At 68.0% G+C, this 21,302-nt stretch carries 26 protein-coding genes and 1 tRNA gene; 12 read left to right on the forward strand and 15 right to left on the reverse strand.

What is annotated here, in order from left to right:
- The first annotated feature begins 48 nt into the window (after positions 1 to 48).
- Positions 49 to 492 carry a hypothetical protein gene (locus ACWF0M_RS21340; RefSeq protein WP_452237436.1) on the forward strand — a complete coding sequence of 148 codons (444 nt, stop codon included), beginning with the start codon at positions 49 to 51 and terminating at the stop codon, positions 490 to 492.
- On the opposite strand, the gene ACWF0M_RS21345 is transcribed toward ACWF0M_RS21340, so the two are convergent.
- Positions 479 to 1,330, reverse strand: coding sequence for an arylamine N-acetyltransferase family protein (locus ACWF0M_RS21345; protein ID WP_452237437.1), 852 nt, complete (start codon positions 1,328 to 1,330; stop codon positions 479 to 481). The genes ACWF0M_RS21340 and ACWF0M_RS21345 overlap by 14 nt on opposite strands.
- 19 nt (positions 1,331 to 1,349) lie before the next feature.
- Between ACWF0M_RS21345 and ACWF0M_RS21350 the strand changes: the two genes are divergently transcribed.
- Positions 1,350 to 1,862, forward strand: coding sequence for a GNAT family N-acetyltransferase (locus ACWF0M_RS21350; protein WP_452237438.1), 513 nt, complete (start codon positions 1,350 to 1,352; stop codon positions 1,860 to 1,862).
- Positions 1,863 to 1,880: 18 nt separating this feature from the next.
- Positions 1,881 to 2,894 (forward strand): lactonase family protein, encoded by a 1,014-nt coding sequence (locus tag ACWF0M_RS21355; protein ID WP_452237439.1) that lies wholly within the window; start codon positions 1,881 to 1,883, stop codon positions 2,892 to 2,894.
- Here the strand turns inward: ACWF0M_RS21355 and ACWF0M_RS21360 are convergent.
- Entirely contained in the window at positions 2,891 to 3,187 is a 297-nt protein-coding gene (locus ACWF0M_RS21360) for a hypothetical protein (RefSeq protein ID WP_452237440.1), read from the reverse strand. The genes ACWF0M_RS21355 and ACWF0M_RS21360 overlap by 4 nt on opposite strands.
- Positions 3,184 to 4,050: a phytanoyl-CoA dioxygenase family protein gene (locus ACWF0M_RS21365; RefSeq protein ID WP_452237441.1), complete on the reverse strand. Its 867-nt coding sequence runs from the start codon at positions 4,048 to 4,050 to the stop codon at positions 3,184 to 3,186. Before ACWF0M_RS21365 ends, ACWF0M_RS21360 begins: the two co-directional genes overlap by 4 nt.
- A gap of 101 nt (positions 4,051 to 4,151) precedes the next feature.
- Here ACWF0M_RS21365 and ACWF0M_RS21370 point away from each other — a divergent pair, with 101 nt between their 5' ends.
- Both ACWF0M_RS21370 and ACWF0M_RS21375 read left to right on the forward strand, forming a co-directional pair.
- Positions 4,152 to 4,967: a helix-turn-helix domain-containing protein gene (locus ACWF0M_RS21370; RefSeq protein ID WP_452237442.1), complete on the forward strand. Its 816-nt coding sequence runs from the start codon at positions 4,152 to 4,154 to the stop codon at positions 4,965 to 4,967.
- A 10-nt stretch (positions 4,968 to 4,977) separates the two neighbouring features.
- Positions 4,978 to 5,709 carry a hypothetical protein gene (locus ACWF0M_RS21375; RefSeq protein WP_452237443.1) on the forward strand — a complete coding sequence of 244 codons (732 nt, stop codon included), beginning with the start codon at positions 4,978 to 4,980 and terminating at the stop codon, positions 5,707 to 5,709.
- 45 nt (positions 5,710 to 5,754) lie between these two features.
- Here the strand turns inward: ACWF0M_RS21375 and ACWF0M_RS21380 are convergent, their stop codons facing one another.
- Positions 5,755 to 6,702 carry a phosphotransferase enzyme family protein gene (locus tag ACWF0M_RS21380; protein WP_452237444.1) on the reverse strand — a complete coding sequence of 316 codons (948 nt, stop codon included), beginning with the start codon at positions 6,700 to 6,702 and terminating at the stop codon, positions 5,755 to 5,757.
- 80 nt (positions 6,703 to 6,782) lie between these two features.
- On the opposite strand from ACWF0M_RS21380, the gene ACWF0M_RS21385 reads away from it, so the two are divergent.
- Positions 6,783 to 6,923, forward strand: coding sequence for a hypothetical protein (locus tag ACWF0M_RS21385; protein WP_452237445.1), 141 nt, complete (start codon positions 6,783 to 6,785; stop codon positions 6,921 to 6,923).
- An 11-nt stretch (positions 6,924 to 6,934) separates the two neighbouring features.
- Here ACWF0M_RS21385 and ACWF0M_RS21390 read toward each other — a convergent pair whose 3' ends face one another.
- Positions 6,935 to 7,426, reverse strand: a complete 492-nt coding sequence (locus tag ACWF0M_RS21390) for a YajQ family cyclic di-GMP-binding protein (RefSeq protein WP_452237446.1) — start codon at positions 7,424 to 7,426, stop codon at positions 6,935 to 6,937.
- Between the two features lie 82 nt (positions 7,427 to 7,508).
- Here ACWF0M_RS21390 and ACWF0M_RS21395 point away from each other — a divergent pair.
- Positions 7,509 to 7,594, forward strand: a tRNA-Tyr gene (locus ACWF0M_RS21395).
- Positions 7,595 to 7,680: 86 nt separating this feature from the next.
- Positions 7,681 to 8,472, forward strand: coding sequence for a class I SAM-dependent methyltransferase (locus ACWF0M_RS21400; RefSeq protein ID WP_452237447.1), 792 nt, complete (start codon positions 7,681 to 7,683; stop codon positions 8,470 to 8,472).
- Between the two features lie 52 nt (positions 8,473 to 8,524).
- On the opposite strand, the gene ACWF0M_RS21405 is transcribed toward ACWF0M_RS21400, so the two are convergent.
- The 3 genes from ACWF0M_RS21405 to ACWF0M_RS21415 form a co-directional block, all read right to left on the reverse strand.
- On the reverse strand, positions 8,525 to 9,079 hold the full coding sequence (locus tag ACWF0M_RS21405) for a TetR/AcrR family transcriptional regulator (protein ID WP_452237448.1): 555 nt from the start codon (positions 9,077 to 9,079) through the stop codon (positions 8,525 to 8,527).
- Entirely contained in the window at positions 9,076 to 9,876 is an 801-nt protein-coding gene (locus ACWF0M_RS21410) for an alpha/beta fold hydrolase (RefSeq protein WP_452237449.1), read from the reverse strand. The genes ACWF0M_RS21405 and ACWF0M_RS21410 overlap by 4 nt, the downstream gene beginning before the upstream one ends.
- Before the next feature lie 182 nt (positions 9,877 to 10,058).
- Complete coding sequence (locus tag ACWF0M_RS21415) at positions 10,059 to 12,479, reverse strand: hypothetical protein (protein WP_452237450.1); 2,421 nt, start codon at positions 12,477 to 12,479, stop codon at positions 10,059 to 10,061.
- 318 nt (positions 12,480 to 12,797) lie between these two features.
- Between ACWF0M_RS21415 and ACWF0M_RS21420 the strand changes: the two genes are divergently transcribed.
- Positions 12,798 to 13,889, forward strand: a complete 1,092-nt coding sequence (locus tag ACWF0M_RS21420) for a hypothetical protein (RefSeq protein ID WP_452237451.1) — start codon at positions 12,798 to 12,800, stop codon at positions 13,887 to 13,889.
- Positions 13,890 to 13,958: 69 nt separating this feature from the next.
- Positions 13,959 to 14,477 carry a YciI family protein gene (locus ACWF0M_RS21425; RefSeq protein ID WP_452237452.1) on the forward strand — a complete coding sequence of 173 codons (519 nt, stop codon included), beginning with the start codon at positions 13,959 to 13,961 and terminating at the stop codon, positions 14,475 to 14,477.
- 90 nt (positions 14,478 to 14,567) lie between these two features.
- Here the strand turns inward: ACWF0M_RS21425 and ACWF0M_RS21430 are convergent, their stop codons facing one another.
- Entirely contained in the window at positions 14,568 to 15,263 is a 696-nt protein-coding gene (locus tag ACWF0M_RS21430) for an alpha/beta fold hydrolase (protein WP_452237453.1), read from the reverse strand.
- Complete coding sequence (locus ACWF0M_RS21435) at positions 15,263 to 15,685, reverse strand: MarR family winged helix-turn-helix transcriptional regulator (RefSeq protein ID WP_452237454.1); 423 nt, start codon at positions 15,683 to 15,685, stop codon at positions 15,263 to 15,265. Before ACWF0M_RS21435 ends, ACWF0M_RS21430 begins: the two co-directional genes overlap by 1 nt.
- Positions 15,686 to 15,776: 91 nt before the next feature.
- Between ACWF0M_RS21435 and ACWF0M_RS21440 the strand changes: the two genes are divergently transcribed.
- Positions 15,777 to 16,661, forward strand: coding sequence for an LLM class flavin-dependent oxidoreductase (locus ACWF0M_RS21440; RefSeq protein WP_452237455.1), 885 nt, complete (start codon positions 15,777 to 15,779; stop codon positions 16,659 to 16,661).
- Here ACWF0M_RS21440 and ACWF0M_RS21445 read toward each other — a convergent pair.
- The 3 genes from ACWF0M_RS21445 to ACWF0M_RS21455 all read right to left on the reverse strand — a co-directional run bounded on the left by ACWF0M_RS21445 (position 16,658) and on the right by ACWF0M_RS21455 (position 18,784).
- Positions 16,658 to 17,455: an aldo/keto reductase gene (locus ACWF0M_RS21445; RefSeq protein ID WP_452237456.1), complete on the reverse strand. Its 798-nt coding sequence runs from the start codon at positions 17,453 to 17,455 to the stop codon at positions 16,658 to 16,660. The genes ACWF0M_RS21440 and ACWF0M_RS21445 overlap by 4 nt on opposite strands.
- The gene (locus ACWF0M_RS21450; protein ID WP_452237457.1) at positions 17,452 to 18,135 is read right to left on the reverse strand and encodes an RraA family protein; all 684 of its coding nucleotides are present in this window, start codon (positions 18,133 to 18,135) and stop codon (positions 17,452 to 17,454) included. Before ACWF0M_RS21450 ends, ACWF0M_RS21445 begins: the two co-directional genes overlap by 4 nt.
- Before the next feature lie 109 nt (positions 18,136 to 18,244).
- The gene (locus ACWF0M_RS21455; RefSeq protein WP_452237458.1) at positions 18,245 to 18,784 is read right to left on the reverse strand and encodes an AAA family ATPase; all 540 of its coding nucleotides are present in this window, start codon (positions 18,782 to 18,784) and stop codon (positions 18,245 to 18,247) included.
- 81 nt (positions 18,785 to 18,865) lie between these two features.
- On the opposite strand from ACWF0M_RS21455, the gene ACWF0M_RS21460 reads away from it, so the two are divergent.
- Entirely contained in the window at positions 18,866 to 20,128 is a 1,263-nt protein-coding gene (locus tag ACWF0M_RS21460; RefSeq protein ID WP_452237459.1) for an AlkA N-terminal domain-containing protein, read from the forward strand.
- On the opposite strand, the gene ACWF0M_RS21465 is transcribed toward ACWF0M_RS21460, so the two are convergent.
- Complete coding sequence (locus ACWF0M_RS21465) at positions 20,125 to 20,868, reverse strand: isocitrate lyase/PEP mutase family protein (protein WP_452237460.1); 744 nt, start codon at positions 20,866 to 20,868, stop codon at positions 20,125 to 20,127. The two genes, ACWF0M_RS21460 and ACWF0M_RS21465, sit on opposite strands and share 4 nt — an antisense overlap.
- Positions 20,865 to 21,161: a putative quinol monooxygenase gene (locus ACWF0M_RS21470; RefSeq protein WP_452237461.1), complete on the reverse strand. Its 297-nt coding sequence runs from the start codon at positions 21,159 to 21,161 to the stop codon at positions 20,865 to 20,867. Before ACWF0M_RS21470 ends, ACWF0M_RS21465 begins: the two co-directional genes overlap by 4 nt.
- Between the last annotated feature and the right edge of the window lie 141 nt (positions 21,162 to 21,302).

The following is a 21,302-nucleotide window of genomic DNA, read 5'->3' on the forward strand; positions in this document are numbered from 1 at the left end:
CCGGTCACGGCCGAGTTGGTCGTTCCTTCGCTCGGTAGCGTCTGGCGGGTGATCACACGAGGAGTCGCCGGGCTGGTGCTGTTGTTCGCGTTGGTCGCTTGCGGCGGGTCCGGCAAGAGCGAGACAACTGGTACGCCTGCTGGTACGCCGACCAGCGCAGCGGTGCCCGCGGCGAAGGACGGGCAGAACTACCGGGCCTGCGACGACGGCATCTGTGAGGTGATGATCCGCACGAAGGCGGCCCTCAACCTCAAGGGGGACAAGTTCACGGCGACGGTGGCGGACGGCACGCTCAAGCTCACCGACTCGAAGGGTTACATCTCCTTGAGCAAGAGTGGCAGCGACGTCAGCCGCAGCGGCGGCGGCAGTGCCGGGGGAGTGGCCGGCGGTCTCGCTGCGGTCAGCTGGAACGAGCAGGGCCGCCCACTTCACATCGCCACGCTGACGTACGCCGAAGGTGACACCGTCATCGTGAGCTTCACGACGAAGTAGCCCGCGCCTGGAATTCCTCGTACTGGGACCAGACGCGGCGCCAAAAGGTGTCGCGGTCGGCTTCGGAGTAGTGCGGGAGGGGCAGCCGGAAGACGTCTGCGAGCGCGGTGAAGTAGTCCGTGGGGTTGTCGAGCAGCGTGGTGTCGACGCGGTCGGAAAACGTTTCGCTGAGGCCGACGGAACGCAGTACGACAACGCTTTCCGGCGTCCGGCGGAACGCGGACGCCAACCGGACGAACGGGGATGCAGGGTCGGCGGAAAGCGCGGCATGCTGGGCTGCGAACGCGTCGAGAGTGACCGGCGCGGACTCGAAGTCCATGCCGATCAGGTTCGCGCGCGGATCGTGGTCGAGCCGCCAGCCGTCGGTCTTCTCGGACGGGCGGAGCCGCAGCGTGAACGGGTACTGCTCCATCTCGCCCGTCTCCAGCGGCATCGGGTAGCGCAACCCGTCGCCGAGGCCGGCGTCGACGAGCCACAGGCGCTCCGGGTCCTCGACCAGCCCGCTGACGGTCAGCACCATGTGGCTGCCGTCGATGTCGCCCGGACGGTTGACGGTCTGTACGCCGCCGCGGTGCATCTGGACGCGGTACCCGAGCTCGGTGAGCAGCAGCGCGAACGTGCCGTTCAGCTGGAAGCAGTACCCGCCGGTCTCCCGCGCGACGATCCGCTTCGCGACGTCCTCCGGCTCCAGCGGACCACCCGGCGTGAGCTGATACTGCACGGTCTCGTACGGCACCTGATCCACGAACGCCGCATGCAACTGCGTCAACGCCTCCAGCCGCGGCGGACCGTCGTACCCGTCGATTCCGATTCGCTGCAGCAGCGCCTTGGCGTCCATGCGCTTTAGGCTAGGCGAGGTGATCAGCGTCCTCGACCGAGTTGCCGCGCTTGCCATCGCCGACGAACTCGGCCACGTGTTCGCTGCCTCGTTCGATGACGGAAACGCCGAGCATTTCGCAACCGACCAGCTCCCCACCCACGCGGACCGTGACGACTTCAAGCTAGTCGCGGCGCGGGCCGAAAACGTTGTCGGGTTCGCGTACGGATTCACCGGAAAGCGTGGACAGTGGTGGTCCGACCGGGTCGCCGAGGCGATCGGCCCGGAGCTCACGGCGGAATGGATCGGCGGACACTTCGAGGTCGTCGAGCTCGCCGTCCTCCCGGACGCCCAGCGGCAGGGCATCGGGACCGCGCTGATGGAGGAGCTGATGCGCGGCCTGCCGAACTCGCGGGCGTTGCTCACGACGTACACCGACGACCGTCCGGCACCGCGGCTGTACCGACGGTTGGGCTGGCAGCTCCTCGTCGCCGACCTCGGTTGGGGCTCGGCGCTCTACGGGCTGGACAGGGGTGTGCCCGTCGGCTCCTGACCTGGCAGGGTATGGGGCATGACTTCTGAGCGGATCTATGTCGGGAGCTATACCAGTCAGGCCGGTGGCGGGGACGGGATCGGGTTCGGTCCGCTGGACGCGATCGTCACAGTGGCGACGATCGCCGACGCGTCGTTCCTGGTCGTTTCCGCGGACGGGCGGTTCCTCTACGCGACCAGCGAGGGCGACACCGGCCAGGTCGCGGCGTTCGCGATCGGGGCGGACGGCGGGCTCGAGCTGCTCAACCAGCAGTCGACCGGCGGCATGCACCCGTGCCACCTGGACATCGACCCGAGCGGCCGTTTCCTGCTGTCGGCGAACTACACGTCGGGCTCGGTTGCCGTGCATCCTCTGAATGACGACGGCTCGCTGGGTGAGCGCGCGTACTTCGTCCAGCGTTCCGGGACCGGACCGAACGCGGAACGCCAGGAAGGGCCGCACGCGCACCAGATCGCGTTCGATCCGGCCGGTGCGTACGTGTTCGACATCGACCTCGGCTCCGACACGGTCTACTCGTCGACGCTGGACGAGGACGGTGTGCTGCACGAGGTCGACCAGTTGCGCATCCACCCCGGCGCCGGTCCGCGGCACATGGTGTTCCACCCGACGGCGGACGCGGCGTACGTGATCAACGAGCTCGACTCGACGCTGACCGTCTGCAACTACTCCGACGGGAAGCTGCAGGCCGTGCAGACTGCCTCGACGCGGCCGGCCGATTCGCCGGGCGAGAACTTTCCGGCCGAGCTGCTGATCTCCGCCGACGGCCGGTTCCTGTACGGATCGAACCGTGGCGACAACACCATCGCGGTGTTCGAGACCGCCGCCGACGGCCAGTCGGTCGAGCTGGTGCAGACCATCTCCTCCGGCGGCGACTGGCCGCGGCACCTTGCCTTCGGCAACGACGGGAAAACGCTGTACGCCGCGAACGAGCGGTCCGGCCAGATCGCGACGTTCACCATCGCCGACGGCCGGCTCACCCAAGCGGGCGAGCCGGCCGTCTGGCCGAAGCCGGTGTGCGTGGTGCCCGTCTAGACGAGCTTCTCGAAGAAGAACTCGTGCTTGAGGAACGACACGTCGTACTCGTGACCCGGGTACGGCGGGGTCAGCTGGGACGCCTGGAAGAGGCGCCACCCGTCCTTGAGCGCGTCGAGCCCGGTCTCGTACGGCGGTACGTCGCTGTCACCCGTCGTGGGGTGCGTCTCGCCCGTCCCGTCGTACGTCGACCAGCCGATCACGCGCGCGTCCAGCGCGGAGGAGGCCAGGTAGAGGACCAGCACCTGCTGGCGCAGGCCCGTCTGCTGCGGCGTCTCTGCGGTCGCGGTCATGCCATCTCCTTCTTTGCAGCAGCGTGCGGGTTGTTCGCGCGGTCGGCCACGACGCGCTGCGGGCGGTTCGAGACCCGGGTGACCCAGTAGTTCGGGTCGTACGTGTCGTCGCCGCTGATCGCGCGCCACAGCATGATGCGGTTGAACCGCTCCAGCCGGCCGGACGCGTTCTCGTACCACGGGAACGACTGCTCCAGCTCGTCCGCGACCTGCTCGTCGTACAGGTCGTCGGTGTTCCAGAGCCGCACCTGGCGGACGGTCGGGTTGAACCGGATCTTGAACATGTAGCGGTCGAGCTCGCTGTCGTTCTTGCGGCCGCCGTGCCAGATGCCGTGGTGCAGGAACTGGACGGTGCCGGCCGGGCAGACCAGGCGGGTCTGGCCGAGCAGGTTCTGGTAGCGGCCGGTGTCGGACTCGTTGGTCCGGCGCAGGTGGCTGCCGGGAACGCTGAGCGTGCCGCCCATGTCGAGCGTCACGTCCTGCGGGTAGTACATGAGCTGTACGTCGAAGGCGTCCGTGCGGACGTCGATGATCGCGTCACCGTGCAGGTTCTGCGCCTCGCCCTCGTGCGCCTTGCGGATGTGGACCGCGTGGTGGTCGACGGTCGGCTCCGGGCCGACCAGGCTGTGGATCGCGCCGGCCACCTCGGGCAGCTGCACCAGCCGCTGGACGAAGTCGCTGTCGACGAACGCCTCCGACAGCGGGGTGCCGTACGGAACGCCCGGAATGCCGGCTTTCAGGACCTCGATCGCCTGCTGGTTCATGTCGTCCGGTACGACGGCGTCCATCCGGAGTGCGCCGGTGGCCACGAAATGTGCCATCTGTACCGAGGTGAGCAGGTGCTTGCGATGCGGATGGGGCATGAAGACTCCCATAGTGGGTAGTGGTTGCTACTCCACCAGGCTAGGTAAAGAGACCGTTCCTTCGCGTGGGTTGTGTTCACCACTACTGGTAATTTCTCACCATGATCGAATTGCATCTCGCGCAACCGCCGGAGGTGGTGAACGCCGGCGCGGGCATCCACGGCGTCCGCGGACTGCGGGACCTGTTCCGGCTGCCGGACCTCTGGCAGCTGCACCTCTACAACTACTCGGCCGAGCTGACCCTGCTCGGTACGACGTATTCCGTGGCACCCGGCTACGTCTCGCTGACGCCGGCCGGGACCCAGGTGCAGTTCGACTACCGCGGACGTTCCGAGCACCTTTACGCGCATTTCCGGCCGGTCGTCGCGGGCGATCCGTCGCACGTTCCCGCCGTACAGGATGCCGGTGCGGCCGCGCCGTTGCTGTCTACTTTGCTGCGGTCCGCGATCGAGTCGTCCCCGTCCGGTTCGGCCCGCACCACCGCGGAGGTGTGGGCGGCGCTGTGGCGGATCGCCGAGCTGACGCCGCCAACCACCGAGGCCGGTCATCCAGCGGTTTCCGCCGCGATCTCGTACATCGAGGCCAACCTCGCGCAGCCGCTCGCCGTACCCGACCTGGCCCGCCGGGCCGGCGTCTCCCACAACCACCTGACCCGCCTGTTCCAGGAGGAGACCGGGACAACGGTCATCGCCTACCTGCGTCGACGCCGGATGGCGCGGGCGAGGCACCTGCTGATCTCGTCGACGCTGTCGATTCCGGCAATCGCCGCTTCGGTCGGGATTTCCGACCTGCAGGCGTTCAACAAGACCTGCCGCCGGGAGCTGGGCGCGTCACCCCGGTCGGTGCGGCAGACCGCGGGTGAAACAGGTTCCGGAACGCGGAAAATGCAGCTGCGGAAAACGTTGCACGGCGGCTAGGTTTCGGCTCATGTACGAGTTGATTCCGGTCGCCGAGGCCCCGCAGTACGACGAAGAGGCCGAGCAGCGGTTCGCTGAGGAGTGGCCGGAGTTCATCTTCCACGACGAGGGCGTGACGCCGTACCGGGAGCGGCGGGTGGAGCACTTCCGCGACTGGGAGTTCTACCTCGTCGCCGAGGACCGGCTGATCGCGGGGTGCTGGGGTGTACCGATCGCGTGGGACGGCACGGTCGCGGATCTTCCCGGTGGGTTCACCGATTCGCTGGGACGCGCGGTGACGTCGTACGAGGAAAACGTCGTACCGAACACGTTCGTGCTGATGGCGGCCGCCGTACGGTCCGACGAACAGGGCCGCGGACACGCCGGCCGCGTGATCACGGCGATCCGCGACCGCGCCGTCGCGAAGGGTCTGGGCCAGGTGATCGCCCCCGTGCGCCCGACCCTGAAGTCGCGCTACCCGTTGACCCCTGTCGAGACATTCATGACCTGGACGCGCGAGGACGGACTCCCGCTCGACCCGTGGCTCCGCACCCATGTCCGCCTGGGTGCCACCCTCCTAGCGCCTGCTCCCGCGTCCCAGACCATGACCGGCACCGTCGAGGACTGGGAGAAGTGGACCAAGATGCGCTTTCCGTCCACCGGCACGTACACGATCCCGGACGGCCTGACCACCCTCACCATCGACCGCGAAGCCGACACAGGTATCTACGTCGAACCCAACATCTGGCTCCGCCACGCCTAAGACGTCACAGGCGTCCTCGCCACGGACAGTCGGGCCGGAGCAGCGTCACCGCAGTTCTCCAGGGACGCAGACCGCTAGCACTGCTAGCCCTTTGGCGAGGATGCCCTTGGTCACCTGGAGGGCATCGAACTCGTCGGGGCCGGTGATCGCCTGGTGGGACCAGCCCACGACGTCCTCGAACGCCCGAACATGGCGGTAGTAGTGGACCGCGTCCTCGTCGACGGTGTGCGGCCCGTAGCCGGCGAGGAACGCGTTCAGCTGGGCTGACGTGGTGGGGCCGACATCGCCCATGCCGCCGAGCATGAACATCAGATCCTGCTCGCGGGGCGCGTAGATGACGTCGTCCCAGTCGATCAGGTGCAGCCCGTCGTTGACGAGCACGTTGCCGAGATGCGGATCGCCGTGGCAGACGACCCGCGGTCCGTCCGGCGCGGGCGGTCGGTTGGTGAGCAGGTCCGCGATCACGTACTCGTACTGCTTCCACACCGCCGCGAGTTCCTCCTCGACCTCGCCCTCAGGGGTCTCGAGCCGCGTACGGACCTCCTTCGCGAGCGCCGGCGTACGCGCATCGATGTGACTGTGCTTCGGCAACGCGTCCCGCAGCCGAGGCGGCAGCTCCGCGTCGTGCACCCGACGGAGCAGTACGCCGTACTCCGACCACTGCTCGTCCGTCAGCCCCGACTGAGCCGCCCGGGGACCGTCGATCCACGGCGTGATCGTCAACCGCTTCTTCGCGTGCACACTCCACAGCCCGCCCTCGGACGTCCGGACCAACTCCGGTACGCCGGGCAGCCCGCTGTCGGCCAGGAATGCCGCGACCTGATGCCCCGTATTCGTGCCCGCGGCGCTCCACTTCACGGCGTACACGTTCGTCGCCGTACTCGCCCGCCACACCTGCGCCGCGACGTCAGCGCCGTACGCGACCGGTGTGAGTTCCGCCACCTCGAGCCCGAAGTCCGCCAGCAACCATTTCCGCATCAACGTCTCGCCCACACCCGCCAGCATGCCCGGCAACCAGCCTGCCCGCGACCGATTACCCGCCGGTGCCCTCGTGGGCTGGAACGATCGCTCGGATGAAACACGATCATGCCGACTGGGAGGCCGTCGTACAGGAGGCCCGCGCGGTGTCAGCCGCCGTACCGGACGCCGACGGCCTGTGGACCGACCAGGCCGACGACATCCAGCTGCACTTCCTGCTCCACGACCTCAGCTGACCGGGAGCGGATCAGCGGTAGTTGACGAACTGCACCGCGAAGTCGAGTTCCTGGCCCTTGATCAGCGCCTGAACCGCCTGCAGGTCGTCGCGGCTCTTGCTCGAGACGCGCAGTTCCTCACCCTGGATCTGGGCCTTGACACCCTTCGGGCCCTCGTCGCGGATCAGCTTCGACAGCTTCTTCGCGTTCTCCTGGGTGATCCCGGCGTCGATCGTCGCGTTGATCTTGTAGATCTTCCCGGACAGCTTCGGGTCGTCCGCCTGCAGACCCTTCAGCGAGATCTGCCGCTTGACCAGCTTGTCCTTGAACACGTCGAGGACGGCGTTCACCCGCTCCTCGGTACTTGCCTGCAGATCGATGGCCTCACCCGACCACTTGATCCCGGCATCCACGTTCTTGAAGTCGAACCGCTGGCTGATCTCCTTCGCCGCCTGGTTCACGGCGTTGTCCACCTCCTGACGGTCCACCTTGTTCACGATGTCGAAGGAGGACTCCGAAGCCATGGGCACATCCTTTCCGATTTGCTGTCAGGGCCACTACCTGTTGTATCGTCTCCCACGCCGGTTCACGAACCGGCAGCACCCTGGCGGGTTGCCCGAGCGGCCAAAGGGAGCAGACTGTAAATCTGTCGGCGTATGCCTACGCAGGTTCGAACCCTGCACCCGCCACCAGCACCAAATGAGCCTCTGAGCTGCGGGAACGCAGCTCGGAGGCTCTCTTGCTGTGGTGTCCGCTCGGCTGTAGCAGGGAGTTGAACGTGCAGGACAATGGTGTCGACCCTGTTGCTCACAATCGGGCAGCCTGGGACAAGTACGTCCAAGAGGGCAACGAGTGGTCGAGGCCGGTGAGTGCTGAGGATGTCGAGCGCGCCCGCGGGGGCGACTGGTCGATTGTTCTCATCGGGCATGAGCCGGTCGACCGATCCTGGCTGCCGGCGGACCTGACCGGCAAGGACGTGTTCTGCCTGGCCTCCGGCGGTGGCCAGCAGGGTCCGATCCTTGCCGCCGCAGGGGCGCGGGTCACCGTGTTCGACAACTCACCCGGCCAGCTCGGCCAGGATCAGCTGGTGGCGGCGCGCGACGGACTCGAGCTGCGCACCGTCCTGGGCGACATGAGCGACCTCAGCGCCTTCGGCGACGCAACATTCGACGTCGTGTTCCATCCGGTCTCCAACCTGTTCGTACCAGACCTGGCACCGGTGTGGCGTGAGTGCTTCCGCGTCCTGCGACCGGGCGGAACTCTGCTCTCGGGCTTCCTCAACCCTGATGTGTACCTGTTCGACCACGAGGCGCTCGACGAGCGCGGCGAGCTGATCGTCGTGCACAAGCTGCCCTACAGCGATGTCACGCAGTACTCCGCCGAGGAACGCGCCACGAAGTTCGGCGCGGATGCCGCTCTTGAATACAGCCACACCCTCACCGACCAGATCGGCGGGCAACTCGCCGCGGGCTTCGTCCTCACCGGCTTCGCGGAAGCGCCGCACCAATCCGACGCCTCCGCTCAATACATGTCGCACTATTTCGCGACACTGGCGGTCAAGCCGGACTGACCCAGCGCTCGGCTGCGGTGGCTGGGCTGGGCGTCTCGGCCGCGGGGGATTGCTATGCCCGGAGGAACTGCGCAAGTGCTGCTCGGATTTCCGGCTGGTGACGGCCGGTGTCCAGCTCCAGGAGGGCCGCCTCTACTACGGCGCTGTTCCACATGGCGGCGCTTGGCTTCGGGTGTGCCCAACCCATGGCTTCGAAGTCAGGGCTGGTCTGTTCGATGACCAGCTTGTTGCGGGCCGCGATCGCGCCGATGATCGTGGGGTCTACACGAGCCTCCAGTAGCAGGGCCCGGACGCCACGGTGGCGCAGGCACTCGTCGAGGTAGGCGTTCGCGACCGCCAGCAGCCGGTCCCGGCCCGGTGTCATCCCCTCGATCGCCTGCTCGATCTGCGCAAACACGCGGTCGTGGAACTCGGTGTGCAGCGCCAGCAGGAATTCCGACCGATCGCCGAAATGGTGGAAGAAAGTGCCCTTGGCGACGCCGGCCTCGGCGACGATGAGGTTGACGCTCATGTCGGCAAGGCCCGTCCGCTCCGCCAGGGACAGGCCCGCGGCGATCAGCTTCGTGCGGGTGGCGGCCGCGCGTCGCTGCCGTACTCCGGTGCTCATTGAGCGCTCCCGGCGACCGTCACCGATTCGAGGAACGGCAGTACCAGCCTCAGGAACCCGTCCGGATCGGAGGCGAACGCCACGTGTCCGGTCGGCAGCAGTTGTAGGTCGGAGCCAGGGATCGCGGCCTGCGTCCGGCGTGCGGCGGACTTGGGAAGGACGATGTCCCGCGCCCCCCACGCCAGCAGCACGGGTACGCCGAGCCGAGCCCCGTCGGACCGCAGGTCGTACGCCGGATCGCCGAAGCTCCGCCACAGCGCGGCTGCGACTGCGGCGCCTGCCGTGCTGCGCGCCCGCTCCTGGACCCGGCGGGTGATGGCACGGAGTTGGTCGCTGTTCGGTTTCATGTACTGCGGAACGAGCCGGGGAAACACGACCCGGCTGACGGCCGGGATGCCGAGCACCCGGGGCGCGAGCGGCGGGACCTTGACGAACCCGCCGGCATTGACCAGGACGAGCCCGGCGACCCGGTCCGGATGGTCCAGCGCGATCCTCGCCGCGGCGTACCCGCCGACCGAGTTGCCGATGACGACGGCCTGCGCGAGATCGAGCGCGGTTGCGAAATCGGCGAGAACCTCGGCCAGCAGCGGCGCAGTCACCGGTATGTCCGGCGTCGCGGAACGGCCGTGGCCCGGCCAGTCCACGGCCAGCACGCGATAGCCGGCGGCAGCCATCGGCCCAGCCACGGCGTCGAAGTCGGTGTGGTCATGCAGGGTCGCGTGCAGCAGCACGACCGGCAGGCCGCTCCCCTGCTCGGCATAGAACACCTGCCCGACTCTGGTCTGGACGAACGGCATCGCGAACCTCCATTCATTGACCGACCGGTCGGTCAACCGAATGCCAGGTTAGACAGCCAACCCACCCGAAGGCAACACCGTTCTCTGAAGAGGGCAGGTACGGCGGTAGTCCAGCCAACCGCCTCCGAACCGTCATCCGTGCGCCGCGCGCCGTGCGCGGGATCCGTCTGTCGGCGGATGGATTACCTGGTGCGGGGAGGGTTTCCGGGGCGGTGTGGGGTGGTGGTTGGGCGGGTGGTGGTCGGGCGGGTGGTGGTCGGGGTGCTGGGTGGGCGGTTGGTGGGGGTTGGTGGTAGGCCGACGATGGTGCGGAGTCTTGCGAGTTCGTCTTTGGGGACGGGCTCTGGTCGGGTGAGGCCGGCTTGTTGGTAGAGGCGGTCTACTTCTGATTGGGCCTTGTTCAGTTGGGTTTGTAGGTGGGCTTGGGAGTCGGGGGTGCCGTGGAGGGTGTGGTGGTCCAGGGCGTCTGCGGTGTGGGTCAGGTGTTCTAGGGCGATCAGGCGTTCGGCGAGGAGAGGTTTGCCGGGTGGTTCTGCGGCCAGGCGGCGTACTGCTTGGGTTGTGGCGGTGCGGATCTGGTCGGTTGGGGTTGCGGTGAGCTGTTCGGGTTCGGGGTAGTGCGCTGGCGTTGGCTGGATGATTGCTTCGGCCTGTAGGGCGAGTTGGGTGATGAGGTAGCGGGTGATCGCGCGTTGTTCGAGGAGCTCGGCCTGGTTGACGGAGCGGACTGCCTTGTTTGATTCCAGGGACTCGTGGACCTGGAGTTCGCGGCTGCGGAACAGGTAGCGCGCGACGGGGGTTGCGGTCGTGGAGCCTGCTGCGCCGGCGGCCGTCAGGACTACGGCGAGGTCTGGGAGGTCGAGGAGCAGGTCGAGACCGACTGCGCCGGCTACTCCGCCGAGGGATCCGGCGGCGGCTTGTACGGCGTACGCCGACCAGGGTGCTCGTGCCGAGGGGCGCGGCTCATCTGGTGGGGTCGTGACTGTCGGCAGGTCCCGCGAGGTGTGGCTGGATGTGCCGGTTCGTTCTTCCAGGTGGTCGACGAGTTCGCGGACGGCTCGCAGTTGTGGTTCGAGGGAGCCCGCGAGTTCGGCTGCTTGGGCGGCCTCTTGGTGTCTGCGTGACCACTGCTTGGAGGCGTCTCGGGCGGGTTCGTCGCGGTTCAGGAAATACTTGTCGCCCATTGCGCCCATCACCGCACCGAGCAGGCCAGGGCCGGCCGCGCTCAGCAGGCTCTCCAACTGCGGGTTGAGCGAGCTCGGGTCGGCGTCCGTCCGACGTTTTCCGCCGAGCAGTGCACGGCGGGCGCTGCCCGACACGTTCTCGATCAGCTGTGCCGCAAGCGCGACGGCGTACGGCGGGGAGCCCGGCACCTCCGCAGCGGCGGTCGCTCCGTCTTGGGTCGAGGCGCGGAGGTGGTCGAGGCGGGCTTGCAGGTGGGTGAACTCGGCAACCAGTTGGTTGACGTACAGGGTGGGGTCGGCGAGGCGGAGGCGTTCGGTCGCGTCGATGCGGCGGAGCCGGAAATCGAGTTTCTTGGTGTCGACCAGGCGTTCCGCGAGTGATTTGGCGAGTGCCGACGACGCGATCACCATGGCCGTCGACAACGCCGGTACGCCGAGCGGCGTGAGCACGCCCGCGACCGCGGCGGTGGCCAGGGTCGGCATCGCGTACCGGCGCAGGTAGTTGCGCCAAGCCGTTGCCCGCGGCATCTTTACCGCCGCCGCCGGCCGGTCCGGTTCCGCTCCGTCGAGAAGCGAACGCAGCCCCGGAAAGTCGTACTCGCGCTGTTTCCGCTCGGCCGTGTACGCCGGTTTCCGTCCGGACGCCTTCTGCTCGTCAAGTCGCCGTTCGGCGATCGACCCGACGCCCGCGTTGACGATCGTCGGGACCGCGATGCCCAACCCGACGAGCGGGTTGCCCGTGAACACGGCCGCCGCCGTACCGATCACCGCGGCGGAAACTCCGGATCCGCCAAGCGCTTTCGCCAGGTACCCGGCCCGATCGACTCGGTCCTCCAAGGGGCGTGACGCCGGGTCAGCGGCGCGGTCGAGGATCGTGCGCTCCTCCTCGGTGAGGAGAGTCCGGAGCAGTGCGGCGTTCGGCTGCCCGTCGGCGACGCCCATCGTGAGGGCGAGCTGCCGGACTGCGGAAATGTGGCGTTTTCCGGCGAGCAACCGACCGCGCTGCCGCAACTCGGCGCGGAAACCGGCGTCCGCAGGCCGCTGCACAGCATCCAGATCGGGCGTACTGCCAGGGGAGAAGACCCGATCGCCCGCACCAGCAGGTGCCGTGGACTCGGCCAGGACCCTTGCGAGCGCCGGCGCGACCTCGTCCACGGCCAGCCGCTCGGAAAGCGTGAGCACGACAGTCGGTACGTCGTCCTCGAAGTCGACGCCGTACTCGAGTCGCCTGCCAGGAGGGAGCGGGCCGACGCGGTTGATCAGCCGGATCGTCTCGCCCGCACCGGTGGTGATCGTGTACACGCCGTTTCCGTCGTGCCGCACGTCCGCGAGGTCGACGGCCAGCTGGTCCGGGTTCTCGAGTAGGCGCCCGGACTCGGTGCTCACCATCACCCAGCCAGGAAGGAACCGCGCCGCCATACTCCTCCTTGGTCGAGTTAGCGCACCCTAACCTAACCAAATTTCCGAACCAGCGGTCTGCTTGTCGGCGGGTGGCTGGATTACGGGGACGGTGGGATGACGCGGTCCCGGGTGCGGAGGCGCTCGAGCTCGCGGATCTACCGCACGCAGCTCGCTCACGAGCGGTACGACGCAGCGGCCCGGGCCAACCTCACGGATCCTGGTCAGTGGCAGAGACGGGCTGATCGCCCTGAGGTAGCCGGGCCTGAGGAGCGAGGGAATAGGGTCTGCTCGGGCGGGAGTTGAAGATTGAGTCCGAGTGTCTGAGCGAGGAGAACGATGAAACCCACCGAGTTCGTGAAGGTGAACGGCCAGTTCTGGGGGGAGCACCTGAAGGAGGCCGCCGGGCACCTGCCGGTGAGTCACCGGACCGAGCTGCCCGGACCGATGCTGTTCCCGCGGATGATGGTGCTGACCGAGACGCCGGACTGGAACATTCTCGAGCTCGTCGGGCTGACCCGTGAGTACCGGACGCTCGAGGTCCGGCGCCAGAAGGCAGCGAGCGTCGAGGAGTACTTCGGGCTCGGCGACGGCCGCACCGTGGTTGCGAACCTCAAGGGACAGAACTGGTTCAAGGACGCGACGATCGCGACCGAGGCCGGCAAGAGCGCCCTCGAAGAACGTTTTCCGAGCGCAGGGAACGTGACCGGGGACGAGGTGGTCGGCCCGGCGGACGAGCTGCTGCGGTTCGCGCCCGGCAACTACTCGACCTTCGACCGCACTCTGCTCGTGCAGACCGCGGGCGAGTCGCTCCGCGCGCATTGGGTGTTCTTCGCGCTGGCGATCCACCGCTCGGAGCCGGCCGACAAGTACCTCGATTTCCTGCGGAACTACTCCAACGGCCGCCCGCACCTCGACCCGCTCGGCACGGTCAGCCTGCCGATCGACCCGGCCGTGCTGAAGGCGGACGCGTTCGAGAGCACGTACCTCGCGCACGGTCTGCAGGACTCGACCGTGGACGAGTTCCTGGACAAGCACGAGAGCATCCTGCTGTCGGTGTTCGACGCGACCAAGCTGGTCCGCCGGCCGGCGCTCGGCGACTTGCACCCGGACTTCATCCTCGAGCGCGCGGACGGCAGCCACGTCGTCGGCCGGCTCGAGCTCCCGGTCGTCGACACGGTCAACGGAAAGAAGCGGCGCCGCGTTTTCCGTACGCCGGTGCAGGAGAGCGCGACCGAGCTCGCGCAGTACGCGGAGTACCTCGCCAACCCGGAGAACCGTTCCGAGGTGAAGTCGAAGTACGACGTCGACGTCAACGACCTCCGCCAGCTGGTGATCGTCGCCTCCCAGGAAACCGTCACCCCCGCGGCCGGCGTCGAGATCGTCGACTACGACACGATCCTCCGCATCCACCTGGCCGCACAGGCCTGACCCCGCGCAGCCGGTAGTGCGTACGGCGCCTCGTCGTACGCACTGCCGCCTTGTCCGTAGGGTCTGGGCATGGAGTACTTCGTTTTCGGGTGTGACAAGCCGGACGGGTTCGAGATCAAGGTCGCGCTGAACGAGGAACACTGGGCGTTCATGGACGGGTACGCCGACGGCCTGATCGCCCGCGGCCCGACGCTGACCGAGGACGGCGAACGAACCACCGGCAGCCTGCACATCGTCGAACTGCCGGATGATGACGCGGCCCGCGAGTTCGCGTACGACGAGCCGTACTACCGCGCCGGCGCCTTCGAGACCGTGCAAATCCATCGTTTTCACAACCACAACCCGGGCCGCAGGATGTGGGACTTCGCCAATGCCGTCGAGGGCTACAACCGCTATCTCGTCATCACCAAGGACGCTGCGCGCCCGCTCACGTCGGACCACTTGATCATGTACGGCGACCTCCTGAACAACAACGCTCACGTGGGGCGAGCCGCCCTGCTGGAAGCACCGAGCCCAGAGGCCGCGGCAACCCTCCTCCAAGCCGACAACGCCGAGGTACGCCCCTGGGAGTTCGGCGGCAGGCGTTAGCGAATTCGTGACGTTGACGGCGAGGATTCACCTCCGGCACCCAGCGTGGAGGTGTGATCGATGACGAAGAGCTGTTCGAGTTCGAGGCGTTCACTCTGCGGCGGCCGCGCCGCGACTGAGCAGCCGATCCGCCACCGTCTGGGCGACACGCCGACAGTCGGCCGACTCGTCGCCCAGCCCGCACGCGCCGTGGCTCAGTCCCTCGAACTCCAGATAGCTGAAGCCGATACCCTCCAGGACCGGCCGGAGTTTCCGGAACGGACGGATCGCCGGGTCGGCGGTACCCATGTACGCCACCTTGATGCCCGCATAACACCTGAGCTCGTGGTGCCAGTCGTACGAGCGATAGCTCCGCCAGAACTCCAGCGCAGCCTTGGGCAGCCGCGGCTCCCGCTCCAGCCGGCGCATCACGGCGTCGTTCGGAAATCCGACCGGCGCCACGCCTCCCATCACCAGTGCAGCCGCCCGATCCGTCGACCGGGCGACGACAGCCGACATACACGCCGGCTGTGAGAATCCCCAGACGGCGAACCGATCGATCCGTTCGTGGTCGAGTACGGCGAGCACCTGCTGGCCGATGTTTCCGAAATCGTATTCGTCCGGCCGATCGCTGGCGCCGAACCCGACAGGATGGATCTGCAGGACCCGGAAATGCTCGGAAAGCAGGTCCGCAACCGGGTAGTCGAGCGGGCGGCGATTGTTCTTGATCAGTACGAGGGCGGGCCCGGAACCGCTTGCCCGGTAGGCGATCCGGGCGCCGGCCACAGCGACGTACCGATAGCTCATCAGGCGAGGATCGACTGCAGCGCGGTGGCGATCGTCGCGCGAGTGGCGCGGGGGAGGTCGGCGGTCATCGTGTTGATCCGGTCGACGACGGCGTCGTGGGCCTCGTGAGCCAGGGCCAGGCCGTCGGCGGTCAGCTCGATCTGGCTGGCCCGCCGGTCAGTCGGGTTCGGGGTGCGGGCGACCAAGGTACGGCGTTCCAGGCGGTCGACCATGCTGGTCAGGCTGGAGCGTTCGATGCTCAGGATGCGGCTGAGTTCAGTCATGCCGAGCGGGCCGCCGAGCAGCACGCACAGCAGATGCGCCTGCTGCGGGGTCAGGCGGAGCGGGCGGCTGGTCTCGGCGTGCAGGTCCTGCAGCCGGTGCATCGTCTGCACCAGCGCGCTCGCGAGATCGGTGTCCCGGGCAGCCGTCGTCGTCACCATGTCCCCATGATAGTCCGTTGGCCGAATAGTTTGCTGTTCTAACTTTTCGTGCTACAACTAGTTAGAACAACGAACTATTTGAGGAGTCGATATGCACGTGCGATTCGGTTACGGGTCGCCCGACGCGGTGCAGGAGGCGGCCGCGATCGTGCGGCTCGCGCAGCAGGCCGACCGGGACGGACTCGATCACGTCAGCCTCGCCGACCACCCGTACGTCCCGGAAATGCTCGACGGGTACGCCGCGATCGCTTTCGTCCTGGGGCGAACGGAGCGACTGTCGGCGTTCGTCAACGTGACCAACCTGCCGCTGCGGCCCGCGCCGGTTCTCGCCCGTACGGCGACCTCGTTGTCGGCACTGTCCGACGGCCGGTTCGTCCTCGGTCTCGGCGCCGGTGGAGCCTGGGACCGCATCACGATGATGGGCGTGCCGGAACTACGTCCGGCCGAGGCGGTCGAGGCGTTCGAGGAGGCGATGCAACTCGTCCACTCGATGTCCGACGGCGGTACGCCGGCGCCGACCAAGCACTACCCGATCGGCGCCCTCCGCCCGGCCGCCGTACCCGCGCCGCTGATCTGGACCGGCTCGAACGGGCCCAAGTCGCTCGCCGCAACTGGCCGGAACGCCGATGGCTGGATCCCCGGTCACGCGGCCGACTGGCTCAGCGACCGCTTCCGCTCGTCCCGCCCGATCATCGACGAGGCGGCGCTCTCGGTCGGCCGGAAACCGTCGGACGTCGCGACGATCTACAACTTCCCCGGGGCGATCACCGCGACCCCACAACGCCGTACCCGCGACGAGGACGGCCGCTGGCTCGGCGGCTCCCCGGCGCAATGGATCGAGGAACTCACCGACGCGATCCTCAACCACGACGCCGCCGGTTTCACGCTGTTTCCGCGCGGCGCCGACCCGTTCGAGGTCCAGCTCTCCCGCTGGTCGCAAGAAGTCGTGCCCGCAGTCCGGGCGGCGATCGGTTAGTCGAGTTTGGCGAGTTCCTCGGGGCTCAGGTGCAGGGAACCGGCGGCGATGTTCTCCTCCAGGTGGCTGACGTTGCCGGTGCCTGGGATCGCGAGGATGTTAGGGGAGTGATAAAGGGTCCAGGCCAGGCGGACCTGCTGGGGCGTCGCGTTGTGGGCTGCGGCGATCGAGTCGACGGCGGCTGAGACGTCGGCGCCGGCGATCGTGCCGAACGGGACGTACGCGATGTCGCGCTCGGCGCAGAAACGGATGATGTCGTCCTCGACGCCCCGGCGGTCCACGGCGTAGCTGTTCTGGACGCACACCACGGGCGCGATGGCGAGCGCCTCCTGGACGTGCTCGAGCCGCACGTTCGAGACGCCGAGCTGCTTGATCAGCCCCTCGTCCCGGAACTCTGTGAGCCAGCCGAAACGTTCCGCGAGTGAGCCCTCACCGGTGATCCGCAGGTTCACCACATCCAGGGAGTCGACGCCGAGCTGGCGCAGGTTCGTCTCGACCTGCTCGCGCAGCTCGGCGGACGTCGTCGCGCTGTAGAAACCGCGTTCCGGATCAGTTCCGGGCCCGACCTTCGTCACGATGGTCAGATCAGCCGGGTACGGCGCCAGCGCCGCGCGGATGAGCTCGTTGGCGAAACGTTTTCCGGACGCGTAGAACGCCGCCGTGTCGATGTGGTTCACGCCGAGCTCCACCGCGCGACGCAGTACGGCGATCGCCCGGTCCCGATCCGCCGTCATCCGCATCGCCCCGAAACCCATCCGGTCGACGACGACATCACCCAACTGCCAGGTGCTCATTCCTCGATCGCTCCTCGTACCGCGCGCAGATGCTCACGGAAGGTCAGTGACGGATCGACGGCCCGCCGCTCGAGGTACTGCTTGAAGCTCACCTGTTCACGCAACGACCGCCCGGCCCGGATCTCGTCCGCCTGCCGGTGCTCGGCGTCCCGGATCGATTCCGCCAGCCCGAACAATTCCTCCAGGCGATCCGCCGGTACGAAGACCGCCCCGTCCTCGTCCGCGAGTACGACGTCGTCCCGGGTCACCGTCCACTCGCCGATCGTTGCCCTGGACAACGCGTCGGCCGGCTGCGGGTCGAGCCGCAATGGCCCAGTCGGCAACGCACCGAGGCTGAACACCGGCAACCCGATCGCGGCGATCTCGACCGTGTCGCGATGCAGTCCCCAGATCACGATCCCGGCGACACCGGCGGCAGCAGCCTCCAGTGTGGCCAGATCGCCGACACACGCCTCGTCCCGCCGGCCACCGTTGTCCACGACCAGTACGTCGCCCTCGGCCGCGGACTCGAATGCCTCCAGGAAAACGTCCACACTGCCGACATGCTGCGCCGGCAACACCCTCCCCGCGACCCGGCCGCCGGCCACGGCCGTCAACGACACCGTCCGCACCGGCACCCCCGTCCGCACGCAAGCATCAGCAACATGTGCAGTGGTCAATCCCGCAAACCGCTCAAGCATGTGGATCTCCTCGGCGAAGCGCTAACGACAGGAGGTAGTCCATCACGCCCGTCGACTCCCCGCCTGCGCGGCCCGCCCTCGGCCGCTCCGACGGGACTACCTCCTGTCGTTAGCGCGACAAGAACGCGAGAACCTGGTCCAGCGGTGGCTCGGCGGTGGTGTCAAGAGTGAGGGTGGGGACCGGCAGATCGATGGGCTGGAAGGCGTTGTGGGTGCGGAGGCGGGCGTCGGCGCTGATCTGCGCGTCCTCGTGGGCGGCGCGGCGTGGGTCGTTGGACGTCCGGGCGGTGATCCGCTCCAGCGCGACCTCGGCCGGGACCGTGCAGTGGACGATCCGGAGGTCGGCACGGCCGAGCAGCGGGGTCAGGCCCGGGTTCCACAGGCGGTCCTGGAACGCGGCCTCGGCGACCACCGTCGTACCGCGGCCGATCAGCAGGCCGAGTACGTCGAAGAAGGTCGACAGGGTCCGCATCGTCAGCGGGTCGCCGGGGCCTGGCACGAAGTCCGGGGTCGCGTGCGCCATGCCTTCTTTGATCTCGTCCCGGCAGATCGCCGGGCAGCCGATCGCGGCTGCGATCCGGTGCGCCAGCGTCGTCTTCCCGGTCCCGGGCGGACCACTCACCACGACCAGCATCGGTTTCGACTGCACCCGCCGTACCCTATCCGTCACGGTGGGCACTCGGTGTAAAACGCGTGTCAGAATGTCGGCGGTCCGGTCTAGCGTTGACTTGTGACCACCTATTCTGCGGTGCGTACGACGGGGATCTACTGCCGGCCCGGCTGCGGGGCCAAGCCGCTCGCGGAAAACGTGAGCACGTTCGAGCTGCCCGCCGCCGCGGAGGCTGCCGGGTATCGCGCCTGCCTCCGCTGCCGGCCCTACCGAGTCGCCGGGACGGTCGCCGACGAGGCACCCGAGCTGGTCTGCCGCGCGGTGCAGTTGATCATCGCGGGTCTGCTCGACGAGTCCGGTGAAGAGGCGCTGGGCGCGCGGCTCGGGGTTTCCGCGCGGCACCTGCGGCGGATGTTCCACGAGCACCTCGGCGTCACGCCGGACCAGTTCGCCCGCTCGCGGCGTGCGCACTTCGCGCGGCGCCTGCTGGACGACACCGATCTCGGCGTCGCGGAAATCGCGTTCGCATCCGGATTCGGCAGCCTGCGTCAGTTCAACCGCGCGATGAGCGAGATTTTCCGCGCGTCACCGCGTGCGCTGCGCGACCGCCGGCGGCGCGGCGACCGCCTCGCCGCCGACGGTGGTCTGGTGCTGCGGTTGCCGTTCACCCCGCCGTACGACTGGGAAGCGATGAGCACGTACCTCGGCGCGCACGCGGTCCCGGGCGTGGAATCGGTTGCGGACGGCGTGTATCGGCGGACGATCTCGCTCGACGGCGAGCCCGGCCTGCTCGAGATCGGTGCGGGCGGGGAAGATCATCTGATACTGCGTGCGCATCTCCCGTTCTGGGAGGGCGTTATCCATGTCGTCGACCGGGCCACCCAGCTCGTCGGGCTCGACTGCGAGCCGATCCTCGCTCGGGCGCATCTGTCCGCCGACGGCGATTTCGGGCCGCTCGTGGCGGCGCGCCCCGGAATCCGTGTTCCGGGCGCGTGGGGTCCGTTCGAGGTCGCGGTTCAGGCGGTTGTCCGGGACCGGCTCGCTCCGGACGACGCGACCGAGGCGTTGCGCAAACTCGTCGAGGTGTACGGCGTGCCCGTTCCGGCGCTCGGGTACGGCCTGACGCACGCGTTTCCGGGGCCGGAGGCGTTGACCGGGGCCGAGCTCGTCGGCCCGCTCGCGCGAGAAGTTGCTGATGGCAACATTATGCTCGAGGCGGGCGTGGATATCCGATCACTTGAGGCTGTCACGAGTCCGCGCGCTGCGCAGGAGATTGCGTTGCGCCTCGGGGCTCGCGACGCCTGGCCGTTCGACGGCGAGAGCGACCGCCTGACCCCATGGCGGTCGCTCGCAGCCGTCTACCAACACCTCAGGTCTGCCTAATGCGTACGTAGTGCTTCGTAGGTGCCGGTGGTCAGCAGTTCACGCGCTGCCGCCGTCGCCAGCGCGTACGCCGCGCTCGTGATCGCCGGACCGACGCTGATCCGCGCGACGCCGAGGTCCGCGAGTTCGGCGACCGTCGGCGCCCCCGGACCGACCATCACGTTGAGCGGCAAAGGCGACTCCTTCACCAGTTCCGCGATCGTCGGCGCATCGACCACGCCCGGAACGAACAGCACGTCCGCACCCGCGTCGGCGTAGATCTTCGCGCGTTCGATCGTCCCGGTCCGGTCGCCGAACAGGTACGTGTCGGTCCGCGCGTTGATCACGAGATCGATGCCGACGGCAACAGCTGCAGCGCGTGCCGCCTTGATCCGCTCGGCATGCGCCAGCGGATCGTCGAGGACCCGTGCCGTGCTGTCCTCGAGGTTGATGCCGACCGCACCCGCCTCGACGACAGCGGTCACCGCACCCGCGACATCGCCGTACCCGGCCTCGATGTCCGCAGTGACGGGAACGGAAACCGCTGCACAGATCGCGCGCAGCGCCGCGATCGCGGACTCCTGGTTCAGTCCGCCGGCATCGTCCACACCGGCCGCCCAGGCGACGCCCGCACTCGTTGTCGCGATCGCCGCCGCCCCTGCGGCCTCGATCGCCCGCGCGGAGCCGGCGTCCCACACGTTCGGGAGTATCAGCGGCGGCTGCTCGTGCAGTTCACGCAGCCGCCGCGCCAACTCGTTCACAGGCTGACCAGCAGTTCGTGGTCGATCTCGACGAACTCGACGATCAGGTCGGCGAACCGGCCCGCGATCAGTTCCCGGTACGCCGCCGACCCGGTGTGCGCGTCGTACGCCGCCTGGTCCGCGAAATGCTCGACGAACAACAGGTAGTCCGGGTTCGACGGGTCGCGATACACGCGGAAGGACAACGTGCCCTCCTCGGCGCCCGGTCCCTTCGGTGCGAACTCCTGCACGATCGCCTCGGCGACGGCCTGGTTGCCGCCCTTCAGCTTGATCGGAAACACCTTTGCCAACATCGGATTCCTCCTGGGTTCGTTTCGTTGCTCCTCAAGGTTCACCCGCGCACCCAGTCCCGGTCTGGCCATATCCGGTCATGAATGTCGTCTCGTATTGCAAGATGATATGTCTCATTCAGCAAGATCCTGGTCTAGCGTGAG

Source organism: Kribbella sp. NPDC055110, from assembly GCF_053607525.1.